Origin of the sequence: Nocardiopsis sp. MT53 (genome assembly GCF_019598965.1) — a bacterium.
Classification (GTDB): domain Bacteria; phylum Actinomycetota; class Actinomycetes; order Streptosporangiales; family Streptosporangiaceae; genus Nocardiopsis; species Nocardiopsis changdeensis.
The window spans coordinates 6,776,619-6,788,234 of sequence record NZ_CP080599.1; the positions used below are offsets into that span (position 1 = coordinate 6,776,619).

Here is an 11,616-nt window from a genome sequence, read left to right on the forward strand (position 1 = left end):
GGTGCGGCACATGGACCCCATCGAGGTCGAGGTCGAGGAGCTGGCCGAGGTGACCTCCCGCGACATCACCGCGGGCGGCGACAGCGACGGTACCGACTCCAGTTCCGACTTCATCTGATCCCATCCGCACCCGCCCGGTCCGGCCGTGTCCGGGCCGGGCGGGCCCCTTCGCCGTTGAAAGGCGGGAACCCAGTGACCGATCCCGGCCACCTGTTCAGTGAAGGGCTGTGCGGCGCCGTGGGCCGGGAGGCCCTGACCGCGCGGCTGTCGGAGGAGTTCGTGTTCGCCGACCTGGGCGCGGACGCGGTGCGCTCCCTGGTGACGTTCGACGACCTCAACGCCCTGTTGGCGGCGTGCGCCCCCGAGCCGCCGCGGCTGCGGCTGCACCGGGACGGCTCCCCGGTCCCGGTGGACCGGTACACCGAGGCGGGGACGGCCTCCCGGGTGACGCGCCGGGTGGTGCGGCCCGAGGCGCTGTACCGGGAGCTGCGCGCCGGGGCGAGCCTGGTGCTGGACGGGCTGGACCGGATGCACCCGCCGGTGGCGGCCGCGGCCGACGACCTGATGCGGCTCGTGCGCGAGCGCGTGCAGGCCAACATGTACCTGATCTGGGGCGAGTCGCGCGGGTTCGACACCCATTGGGACGACCACGACACGGTGATCGTGCAGGTGGAGGGGACCAAGCACTGGCAGGTGCACGGCCCCGGGTCGCGCCCCCACCCGATGAAGAACGACGTGGACCACGCGCACACCCCGCCGCGGGACGCCGACGGCGAGCTCCAGGTGGTGTGGGAGGGGGTGCTGCGGCCCGGGCAGGTGCTGCACGTGCCCCGGGGCTGGTGGCACACGGTGACCGGGACCGGCGACGTGAGCCTGCACCTGACGTTCGGGTTCACGCGGGCGACCGGTGTGGACTGGGCCGAGGCCCTGGTGCGGCGGCTGTTCGAGGAGGAGGCGTTCCGGCGGGACCTGCCCCGGTTCGCCGACCCGGACGTGCGGCGCAAGCACCGGCGGGAGCTGGCGGCGCGGCTGGCGGAGCTGGCCGAGGAGGCCGACCTGGACGCGTTCCTGGCCGAGCGGGACGCGCGGTTCCCGCGGCGCACGTCGTTCTCGCTGCCCTGGCCGGTGGAGGAGGGCGCGCCGGGGCCGGACGCCCGGGTGGAGTTCGTGCCGATCCTGCCGCCGCCGGTGGCCCGCGAGGGCGACCGGGTCGCCCTGTCGGTGGGCGGCCGCCGGTACACGTTCCCGGCGGAGGTCGGGGACGTGCTGGGGGTGCTGGCCGAGCGGCGGTCGCTGACGGTGGCGGAGCTGGCCGGGGCCGCGGGCACGGAGCCGGAGCGGGCCGCGCAGGTGGTGTCGGTGCTGGCCCGCCACCACCTGGTCCTCATCCGCTGAGCAGCCTGACGGGGGCGGTGCCGCGCCGGGCGCGGCACCGCCCCCGTCACGTCCCGCCCGCCCGCTTGGCCCGCACGTACACCTCGATCCCGTCCAGGATGCGGCGGATGCCGAAGTCGAGTTCCTCCGCCGGGCCGCCGGAGCGCTCGTCGTCCTCCCCGGCCTCCTCTTCGAGGATGTGCTCCTCGAGCATGCGGGCGACGGTGGGGAACCGCTCGGCGGTCACGACCCTGCGCAGCCCGAGGCTGTAGTCGCGTTCGCTGTCCACCATGGTGCCCCCCGCGGCGCGGGCGGCGCGCGACATGTCCGCCTCCAGGCGCGCGGTCTCCCGGGTGACGGCCGAGAGCAGCACCAGCATCTGGAGCGCCTCGCCGATGTCCAGGCCCGAGGCGACCAGCTCCCGCAGGCCCGACTCCATCCAGCGCAGGCCGTTGGGCCCGCTGGGAGGCCCGGAGATGCCGACGTACACCGACCAGGGATGGGCGCGCGACATGTCGATGGCGCGGTGGCACCACTCCTCCAGGCCGGCGCGCCAGTCGCCGTCCTCGCGGGGGCCGGGGGGCTCGCCGTCCATGGCGGCGTCGAGCATGAGGACGAGCATGTCCTCCTTGCTGTCCACGTGCCGGTACAGGGACATCGTGGTGTAGCCGAGCTCCTTGGCCACCCGCTGCATCGAGACCGCCTCGATGCCCTCGGCGTCGGCGACGGCGACCGCCGCGCGGACCACCGCCTCCCGGCTGAGGCGGGGCTTGGGACCGCGCCGGGCGGGCGCCGTGTCCAGCCCCCAGAGCAGTTCCACATCCCGCGCCATCCGGCTCTTGCGCTCGTCCTCGGTCGTCATGGGCCACCAGTCGTCGGGGTCGTCGTTGACACCATCCTAGAACTGTGTATTACTTACACCAATAAGTGTGTCACATAAACAGTTTAGGAGGTACACGGATGTCCGCCGAACCCCCCGCCGTCCGGGCCGAGGGACTGCGCAAGGACTACGGGGAGACCCGCGCCCTGGACGGGCTCGACCTGGAGGTCCCCGCCGGCACCGTCTTCGGCCTGCTGGGCCCCAACGGGGCGGGCAAGACCACCGCCGTCCGGGTGCTCGCCACCCTGCTGCGCCCCGACGCCGGGCGCGCCGAGGTCGCCGGGCACGACGTCGTCCGCCGGGCCGACCGGGTGCGCGCCGCCATCGGCCTGACCGGCCAGTACGCCTCCGTCGACGAACTGCTCACCGGCCGGGAGAACCTCGTGATGTTCGCCCGCCTGTACGGCCTGGACCCGCGCGCCGCCCGCGAACGAGCCGAGGAGCTGCTGGAGCGCTTCGACCTCACACACGCCGCCGACCGGCGGTCGGACGGCTACTCCGGCGGCATGCGCCGCCGCCTCGACCTGGCCGTCAGCCTCATCCAGCGCCCGCGGGTGCTCTTCCTGGACGAGCCCACCACCGGCCTGGACCCGCGCAGCCGCCTGGGCGTGTGGGAGTCGGTGCGGTCCCTGGTCTCGACCGGGACCACCGTCGTGCTCACCACGCAGTACCTGGAGGAGGCCGACCGGCTCGCCGACACCGTCGCCGTCATCGACCACGGGCGCGCCATCGCCGGGGGCACGCCCGACGCCCTGCGCTCCCGTGTGGGCGGCGACCGCCTCGACGTGGTCGTGCGCGACCCCGCCGACCTGTCCACCGTCGCGGCCCTGCTGGGGGCCGCGCTGGACGCCCCGGCGACCGTGCACCGCGAGGAGCAGCGCGTCAGCCTGCCCGCCCCCGACCGCCTGGCCGTCCTGACCGGGGCCGTGCGCGCCCTGGAGGACTCGACCGCGGCCATCGCCGACATCGGCGTGCGCAGGCCGAGCCTCGACGAGGTGTTCCTGGCCCTGACCGGCCACGACACCGACGCCGCTACCGGCGCCGGCACCGCCCGCCCCCTTCCGGCCTGAGACCCCTCTGGAGTGATCCGCGATGACCGCCGTCCTCGACACCCCTCCCGGCGCCGCCCCGGCCCGGCCCGCCGCCGCCCGCCCCGGCAAGGTCCTGTCCGACACCCTGGTCCTGACCCGGCGCAACCTCCTGCACATGGTGCGCAGCCCCTTCGAGCCGGGCATCGCCGTCGTCATGCCCGTCGTGATGGTCCTGCTGTTCGGCTTCCTCTTCGACGAGGTCATGTCCGGGCACGGGGCCGGGAGCTACCGCGAGTTCCTCGTCCCGGCGATGCTGGCGATGGTGATGGTCTACGGCGTGGCCGGGAGCGCCACCGGCACCGCCCGCGACGTCTCCCGCGAGGTGATGGGCCGCTTCCGGTCCATGCCCATGTCCCCGGTGTCGCTGCTGACCGCCCGCACCGCCGCCGACATGGTGCGCGCCTGCCTGGAGGTGGCCCTGCTGCTCCCGGTGGGCCTGCTGCTGGGCTGGCGGGCCGAGAACGGCCCGGCCGACGCCGCGCTGGCGATCGGGCTGCTGCTGTTCTTCCGCCTGTCCCTGGTCTGGCTGGGGGTCCTCATGGGCCTGGTGATGCCCGACCCCGACGCGTCGAGCATGATCGTCTACCCGCTGGCGTTCCCGCTCACCATGCTCTCGACCGCGTTCCTGCCCGCCGACGCGATGCCCTCCTGGATGGCGCCGATCGCCGAGTGGAACCCCCTGTCGGCGGTCGTCTCCGCCCTGCGCGAACTGTTCGGCAACGCGGACGTGCCCTCCGACTCCTGGCCCGCCGACCACGCCGGGCTCCTGGCCGTGGCGATCCCCGCGGCCCTGCTCGTCCTGTGCGTCCCGCTGTCCCTGCGCCGCTTCCGGGCGCTGAGCCGCTGAGGGTGGTGCGCGCACCACTCCCCCACCGGGTGGGCGGCTCCCGCGCGGCGGCGGCCGCCCACCACCCGCGGCCGGGTGGGCGCACCCTCGTGCCCTCCCCCGCCCCGGACCAGACTCGTGAACACCGCATCCGCGAAGGAGAACCGACCATGGCACCCCCCGCCCCGACCGACACCGCCGCCCCGCCGGCCCGCCCGGCCCCGGCCCCCGTCCGCTGGTGGCAGCGGCCGTGGATCCTGCCGCTGGCCCTGTTCAGCCTCACGTTCCTGCTCTACTCGGTGCCGCCCTACTTCTCCCTGGACCCGGCCGACGCCCGCCTGCCCATCCCGGAGACGCCCTCCTGGTACTTCCCGATGCTGGTGACCCACATCTTCGGCGGCACCCTGCTGACCCTGCTGGTGATCCTCCAGGTGTGGCCGTGGCTGCGCGCGAAGTACCCGGCGGTGCACCGCTGGAGCGGGCGGGTCTACGTCCTGGCGGGGATCCCGCTGGTGGGGATCCCGGCGCTGCTCATCTCGCCGTTCAGCGGCAGCGGCACCAGCACCCAGATCAGCAACACGATCTGGGCGGTGCTGTGGCTGGGCTTCACCGTCCTGGGCTATGTGATGGCCCGCCGCCGCAGGTTCGCCGACCACCGCGAATGGATGCTGCGCAGCTTCGCCCTCATCTACGGCATCGCCTTCAACCGGGTGATCATCTTCCTGCTGATACCGATCGCCGTCCTCCAGGCGAGCCCCGAGGCCCTGGCCGGCGACCCGCGCGAGCTCGGGATGGCCATCGCCCCCGCGTCCAGCTTCCTGTCCTGGCTCGTGCCGCTGCTCTTCGTCGAGTGGTGGATCAAGTACCGCAGGCCGCGCCGGCGCCGCCGCCCGGCCGCCGCCTGACCCGCGGGGGTGCGCCCGCGGCCCCGGCGCACCCCGTTCCCGGCGCCGCACGACGAACCCGAACGGAACCTTGGAACGGCCGCGACCTGCCCCTCCCCCCGTACGGGAAGGATTCCGGTCACCCCGGCGATCATTGCGGAGACCCCGATCGTTAGGGTAGCCTCACTTAACGAGGCGCAGACGTTCTATCCGTCCCCCGGTGGCCTGCGACCGCGACCCCCGGACACGACGGCTCCGCTGCGACGAAGGGCAGGTTCCCCACGGTGACTCCGGTGACCTCCGATCCGATCGAGGCCCTCCGCGACGCCTGCGCGCCCCTGCGCTTCTCGCCGCTCCCCGAGCTGCTCTCCTTCGGAGAACTGCACGGGCGCCCGGCCGGCACCGTGCAGTGGTACTCGGCCCGCGCCCTGGCGGCCGAGGGCTGGGTGCCGGTCCTGTTCGACAAGCTGCGCACCGAGCACGGGCCCGGGCACCGGCTCCCCGCCGCCACCAACTTCCTGAGGGTCACCCTGCGCGAGCCGATCTTCATGGTGTCGGCGTCGCTGTACCTGACCGGCCGCGCCCCCCTGCTCGACCCCGACGGCCTGTACCTGCCCTGGGACACCGCCGACGCCCGGTTCGGCACCCCGGTCTCGGTGGACACGCGCTTCGCGGTCCTGCCCGGCGACCCGGCCGCCGGGGCGTCCGGCGCCGTGACGGCCCGCGACGCCGACGAGCAGGTCCGCCTGGCCGCCGAGGCCCTGTTCGCGACCTTCGAGCCGCTCATCGACGCCCTGCACGGGCATTCGCGGGCGGGCAAGCGCACCCTGTGGGGCTGGGTGCTCGACACCCTGCACTTCTACATGCTCAACCCGGCCCGCTACCTGGCCCGGGACGCCGAGCAGGCCTGGGACCTGGCCGAGCGCCTGGCCGACGCCGTGGTGGCGGCCGGCGCGGTCACCCGCAAGCGCCCGCGCCTGTTCCCCTTCGCCCCCGGGCACCCGCAGGGCACCTGGGCGGTGCGCGGCACCTGCTGCTTCGACTACAAGGGCGACCCCGAGCACGGGTACTGCACCACCTGTCCGCTCAAGTGCGACAGGGAACGGCAGGACTCCCTGGCGGAGTGGCTGCGCGACCCCGCGCTGGCCCCCTGACCCCGCCCCCGGGCGGTCGGGGCGCCGCGGTGCCGCGCCGTCGGCCGGCACGGCACCGCGGCACGACCCCCTAGCCGGCCTGCGGCCGCGGCTCCCCCGCGACCGGGGAGCGGCCGACGACCACGGCGCCGACGGCCAGCCCGGCGACCGCGAGGGCCGCCGCGACCAGGAACGGGTCCTGGCCGTGCACGGCGGGGGCGAACCCGACGCCCACGTAGACGGCCACGCCGGCGGCCCCGCCGAGCTGGTCGGCCGCCCGCTGGACGCCGGAGGCGATCCCGGCGTCCTCCTCGGTGGTCCCGCCGACCGCGATGTACTGCAGCCCCACGAGCCCGAAGCCCATCCCCGCGGCGATCAGCAGCATCGCCGGCAGCAGCCAGGCCGCCCCGGCGCCCAGGACCGCCACGAGGGCGATCGCCGCCATGGCGGCCGCCGCGGCCCCGAGGCCCGCCAGCACGCACACGCGCGCCCCCCAGCGGCCCAGCAGCCGGGGCACGAGGACCGAGGCCGCGATCAGCGCCACGGCCAGCGGCAGCATCGTGAGCCCGGCTCCCAGCGGGCCGATCCCCAGCCGGTCCTGCAGGTAGAACGTGAACAGCAGGAACGAGGTCGACAGCGCGCCGCTGAGCAGCACCGTCGTCAGGTTCGCCCGCACGCGGGAACCGTTGGCGAGGAGGGCCGGGGGCACCAGCGGGTCCGGCGACCGCGATTCGACCAGCACGAACCCGGCGGCGGCCAGCACCGCGCCGGCCAGCGCCGCGGCGCTCGCCCACGGGTTCGCACCGGGCTCGCCGGCCCCGACCACCGCGTAGGCGAACAGCAGCGGGCACGCGGTCAGCAGGAGCGCGCCGGGCAGGTCAAGCCGGGCCCGCTCCCGGGAGGCGGGGCGGTCGGCCGGGACGAACACGAGCGCGGCCGCGAGCACGGCCAGGATCAGGGGCACCGAGAGCAGGAAGATCCAGCGCCAGCCCAGGTGGGCGGTGATGATCCCGGAGAGGGCGAACCCGAGCACCAGCCCGCAGCTGGCGACCGCGGCCCACACGCCCAGGGCCCGCGAGCGGCGCGGACCCTCGGGGAACATCAGCACGATGGTGGCCATCGCGGCGGGCAGCGCCACGGCCTCGCCGGCCCCCTGGGCGAGGCGCGCGGCCACCAGGACCGGGAACGAGGGGGCCAGCCCGGCCAGCAGGGACGCCGCGCCGAACAGGGCCACGCCTGACAGCAGCGTGCGGCGGCGGCCCAACAGGTCGCCGAGACGGCCGCCGAGCATCAGCAGCCCGCCGCCGGTGACCGTGTAGCCGACCACCACCCAGGTCAGCGAGTGGCCCCCGACGCCGAGGTCCGCGCCGATCGAGGGCAGGGCGATGTTGACCACGGTCACGTCGACCGCGATGAGGAACTGCAGCATGGCCATCGCGCACAGCACGAGCCGGGCGCGCAGGGGGGACGGGCTCCGCCCGTGGGAAGAGGGAATGCCTGAAAGCATCGAGTGCTCCGTCGCTCTGAAGCGTTTCGAGCAGCACAAAGCGCCGCTCCGGACCGGTCACGAAGCGGCTGGACGTTCCAGGTGGTGGTGTGTCGTCGTACGTCGAACGTCCCGCCGCTAGCGGGACGTCCTCGTCACTGCCGCACAAGCGGCCGAACTCGATGCGCCTGCCATGCCGGCCAGCCTAGCAGCGGCGCGCCGGGAGGACCCGGCCGCGCGCCCGCGGGCCCGGGAGGGCCGGAGGCGGGCCGCCCGGGACGGGTCCGCGGAGCCCTCCGCGCGGGCGCCGCCGGCCGGGGCGCGCCGTGGCGGGACGCGGGACCGCGCCCCGCCCGGGGCTACAGGACCGGGGCCTCGATCGGCTCGCCGTAGAACGGCTCGAACACGACGCGGTCGGCCTCCACCAGCCCCTGGACGGTGATCACCCCGGACGTGCTCTGCCCCGGGACGAGGGTGCTCGCGTCCAGCTCGCGCTCGTCCATCCCGATCCCCTCGGAGGTGCTGTGCAGCGTCCCGGAGACGTCGATGACGCTGAAGTACAGCGGGTTGACGTCCAGCGGCTCCTGGCCGTCGTTGCGCACGGACACGTCGACGCTGGTGAAGTCGCCCGACGAGTACAGCGGCCCGGGCTCGAACTCGGTGCGCCCGGCCGTCACCTCCGCGCCGCTGGTACCCTCCTCCGACGGCGACCCGGAGTCCTCCGTCTCGGGCGCCCCCACACCGGGCGTCCCGCTCTGCGCCAGGACCAGGCCGATGGCGGTGCAGCCGCCGCCGACCAGCAGCAGGAGCAGCAGCACACCGCAGCCGATGCCGAGGATCTTGCCCCAGGGGGTCTGCTTCTCCTGCGGCGGGCCGTACGCCTGCTGCGCGCCGTGCCCGCCGTACCCTCCGGGCCCGTACGCGGCGCCGTACCCGGCCCCGTAGGGACCGGACGGCGGCCCCTGCTCCCCGTAGCCGGGGCCGGGCGCGGACTCCCCCCGGTACGGCGGCTCCGGGTAGCTGCCCGCGCCCGCCCCGGACACGTCCGCCTCCCCGTAGCCGGGGGCGTATCCGGCGTGCTCGTATCCGGCCTGGGCGGGACCGCTGGGTCCCTCCGACAGCTCTCCGCCCACCGGCTCGGGCGGCCCGCCCGTGGGGTGGTCGCCCGGCGGGTAGCCGCCGGGCGGCGGTGGCGGAGGCGGAGGGGACCCGGGGCCGGGGCCGGGCCCCTGGTCGCCCAGGGGCGGCGGCGTCCAGTTCGGCCCGGGCGGGGGCGGCAGGTGGCCGCCCTCCTCCGGCGGCCCCGGGTGCCCCCCGTGCGACCGGCCGGGGAAGACGTGCGGGGGCTCGCCGGGCGGCTGCGGGCCGCCCTCCATCGGGTCCTCGGGGTCCCCGGGGCGCCACTCCTCCGGAGGGTGGTGGTTCACCGGGTCGCCCGGCCTCTCCTGCGGTCGCTCCTGCGGCCCTTCCTCGGGATCCCGATCGGTCACGTGAGAACACCCCTCCAGTGGCGTCGGCCCACCGAGGGCGGTGGGCGCCCCAGACCTGCACGGTAACCGCGCCGGTCCGGGGGCCGAGGAAGAAGTCGGGGCGTTTCCGGTAAAGGTCCGGAAGTTTTTCAGCGCCCGGCGCGCGCCGCCCGCAGCGCCAGCACGAACACCGGGACGGTGAACAGGGCGGCGAACAGGTTGAGGCCGCCGAAGCCCGTCTGGGACAGGACCACGCCGGACAGGCCGCCCGCGGCGGCACCGCCCAGGTTCATCAGCAGGTCGCTGACCCCCTGGGCGCGGGGGCGCACGCCCACCTCCAGCGATCCGGCCAGCAGCGCCGTGCCCGACACCAGGCTGAGCGACCAGCCCAGCCCCAGCAGGAACAGGCCCGCGGTCACCCTGGCCTCGTCGTGCCCGGCGGTGCCCGAGACCGCCGTCGCCGCCAGCAGCACCGCCTGCCCGGCCAGCAGCACCGGGATCCGGCCCAGCCGGTCGCTGAGCCAGCCCACCAGCGGGGAGAAGGCGTACATGCCCGCGATGTGCAGGGAGATGGTCAGGCCGATCACGGTCAGGGCGGCGCCGTGGTGGGACATGTGGACGGGGGTCATGGTCATGACCGCGACCATCACCGTGTGGGCGCAGACGATGCCGACCACGGCCAGCAGCGCGCCCGGGGAGGCCGCGACGATCCTCATGACCTCACCCACCGGCAGCCGGCCCGGGGCCTTCGCCGCGGGGTCGGCCGAGGCGGCCGCGCGGGCGGCGGTGAGCAGCGGGTCGGGGCGCAGCAGCGCGAAGGTGAGCAGGGCGCCCAGGACGAACCCGGTGGTGGTGAACACCACCGGGCCCAGCAGATCGGGCAGGCCGAGCACGGCGGCGACCCGGGCACCGGGGGCGGTGAGGTTGGGGCCCAGTACCGAGCCGACGGTGGTCGCCCACACCACGACGGACAGGTCGCGTCCGCGGCTGCGGTCCGAGGCCAGGTCGACGGCGGCGTGCCGGGCCTGGAGGTTGGTGGCGGTCCCGGCCCCGACCAGGACCATGCCCAGCAGGAACAGCGGGAACAGCTCGGCGACCGCGGCGGCGATGACGACGAGGCCGCCGACCGCTCCCATCGCCCAGCCCAGCCCCAGCCCGGGGCGGCGGCCGCGGCGGGCCGCCAGCGAGGCCAGCGGCAGCGCGAACACGGCGGCGCCCAGGGTGATCATGGTGGTGGCCATGCCCGACCAGGTGTCGGAGCCGGTGAGGTCCAGGGCGATGAGCGCGCCCACGGCGATCATCGCCCCCATGCCGACGCCGCCGACCACCTGGGTGAGCATCAGCGCCGCGACGGTGCGGCGCTGGAGGCGAAGGCGCGTCTCCTCCGGCAGGGCGCCGGGAACGATATGCGTGGACACGCGACCTACTTCCGATTCGTCCGATCAACGGGGGAATCGTAACGCCGCGTTCATATCGTCCGCCATGTCATATGGCCCACCGTTCCGGACCCCTCAGCGGCGGCGGTGGCGCCAGCCCAGGTAGTCGTGTTCGCGCTCGACCTCGCGCATCGCGGAGTAGAGGTCGCCCGGGTCGACCGCGCTGACCACCACCCCCTGCGCCGGGATCACCGGCCAGCAGGCGAACGCCCAATAACGGCGGGTGTGGACGCCCCAGAACACGACCCAGGCACCCTGCTTCTGCCACTGGATGTGCTCGGCGATCCGACGCTGCTCGGCGTCCCGCGTGTCGTCCATTCCGCCCCGGGATGTACCCGGCGCCGGGCCCGCCGACCAGTCCGGAACCGGCCATACGTCAGGGGTTTTCGGCCCTTTTCGGACACGTCGGGACACACGTCGGCGCCACCCCCCGCGCCCCTCCCCCGGGGCCCGCGGCACCCCGGCCGGCGCCCGGCCCGCGGGCGCCGGCGGGGGGCGTTCAGCGGCCGGGGACGAGCTCCGGGTCGCCGGGGACCGGCTCGGCCGGGTCGGCGCCCAGGGCGACCACCCGGTTGTCCCGGTCCACGTGCACGATGTGGGGCACGTGCCCGGCGCGCTCGGCCTCGGTCAGCTGCGCGTAGGAGATGATGATGACCAGGTCGCCGGGGCTGACCAGGCGGGCGGCCGCGCCGTTGATCCCGATGACGCCGGTGCCGCGCTCGCCGGTGATCGCGTAGGTGACGAGCCGGGCGCCGTTGTCGATGTCGACGATGTGGACCTGCTCGCCGTCGACGATGTCGGCGGCGTCCATCAGGTCGGCGTCGATGGTCACCGAGCCGACGTAGTGCAGGTCGGCCTGGGTGACGGTGGCGCGGTGGATCTTGCCGTTGATGAGGGTGCGCAGCACTGCTCGGTCCTCGTTTCAGGTGTCTTGCGGACTACAGGCTCCTCGCGGAGTCCCGTGCCCCTCCATGATGGACTCCGCCGTGACCGCTTTCGACCACGGGGTGCCCATCGCGCCCAACACCCCTTTCGGG

General features: G+C 75.0%; 11 protein-coding genes. 5 read left to right on the top strand and 6 right to left on the bottom strand.

Going from position 1 to position 11,616, the window contains the following annotated elements:
• Positions 1–192: 192 nt before the first annotated feature.
• Complete coding sequence (locus K1J57_RS30275; protein ID WP_220562099.1) at positions 193–1,395, top strand: cupin domain-containing protein; 1,203 nt, start codon at positions 193–195, stop codon at positions 1,393–1,395.
• A 46-nt stretch (positions 1,396–1,441) separates the two neighbouring features.
• Here K1J57_RS30275 and K1J57_RS30280 read toward each other — a convergent pair whose 3' ends face one another.
• Positions 1,442–2,236, bottom strand: a complete 795-nt coding sequence (locus tag K1J57_RS30280; RefSeq protein WP_255646718.1) for a TetR/AcrR family transcriptional regulator — start codon at positions 2,234–2,236, stop codon at positions 1,442–1,444.
• Between the two features lie 98 nt (positions 2,237–2,334).
• Between K1J57_RS30280 and K1J57_RS30285 the strand changes: the two genes are divergently transcribed.
• The 4 genes from K1J57_RS30285 (at position 2,335) to K1J57_RS30300 (ending at position 6,209) form a co-directional block, all read left to right on the top strand.
• Positions 2,335–3,324: an ATP-binding cassette domain-containing protein gene (locus K1J57_RS30285; protein ID WP_220562100.1), complete on the top strand. Its 990-nt coding sequence runs from the start codon at positions 2,335–2,337 to the stop codon at positions 3,322–3,324.
• A gap of 22 nt (positions 3,325–3,346) precedes the next feature.
• Positions 3,347–4,192, top strand: coding sequence for an ABC transporter permease (locus tag K1J57_RS30290; RefSeq protein WP_220562101.1), 846 nt, complete (start codon positions 3,347–3,349; stop codon positions 4,190–4,192).
• 149 nt (positions 4,193–4,341) lie between these two features.
• On the top strand, positions 4,342–5,076 hold the full coding sequence (locus tag K1J57_RS30295; RefSeq protein WP_220562102.1) for a DUF2306 domain-containing protein: 735 nt from the start codon (positions 4,342–4,344) through the stop codon (positions 5,074–5,076).
• A gap of 272 nt (positions 5,077–5,348) precedes the next feature.
• Entirely contained in the window at positions 5,349–6,209 is an 861-nt protein-coding gene (locus tag K1J57_RS30300) for a ferric iron reductase (protein WP_220562103.1), read from the top strand.
• Between the two features lie 70 nt (positions 6,210–6,279).
• Here the strand turns inward: K1J57_RS30300 and K1J57_RS30305 are convergent, their stop codons facing one another.
• The 5 genes from K1J57_RS30305 to panD form a co-directional block, all read right to left on the bottom strand.
• Positions 6,280–7,695, bottom strand: a complete 1,416-nt coding sequence (locus K1J57_RS30305) for an MFS transporter (protein WP_255646719.1) — start codon at positions 7,693–7,695, stop codon at positions 6,280–6,282.
• 338 nt (positions 7,696–8,033) lie between these two features.
• Complete coding sequence (locus K1J57_RS30310) at positions 8,034–9,164, bottom strand: DUF4352 domain-containing protein (protein WP_338151182.1); 1,131 nt, start codon at positions 9,162–9,164, stop codon at positions 8,034–8,036.
• A gap of 128 nt (positions 9,165–9,292) precedes the next feature.
• Positions 9,293–10,561, bottom strand: coding sequence for an MFS transporter (locus K1J57_RS30315; RefSeq protein ID WP_220562104.1), 1,269 nt, complete (start codon positions 10,559–10,561; stop codon positions 9,293–9,295).
• 93 nt (positions 10,562–10,654) lie between these two features.
• Positions 10,655–10,897 carry a hypothetical protein gene (locus tag K1J57_RS30320; protein ID WP_220562105.1) on the bottom strand — a complete coding sequence of 81 codons (243 nt, stop codon included), beginning with the start codon at positions 10,895–10,897 and terminating at the stop codon, positions 10,655–10,657.
• A gap of 181 nt (positions 10,898–11,078) precedes the next feature.
• Entirely contained in the window at positions 11,079–11,486 is a 408-nt protein-coding gene (gene panD / locus K1J57_RS30325; protein WP_220562106.1) for an aspartate 1-decarboxylase, read from the bottom strand.
• Positions 11,487–11,616 lie beyond the last annotated feature (130 nt).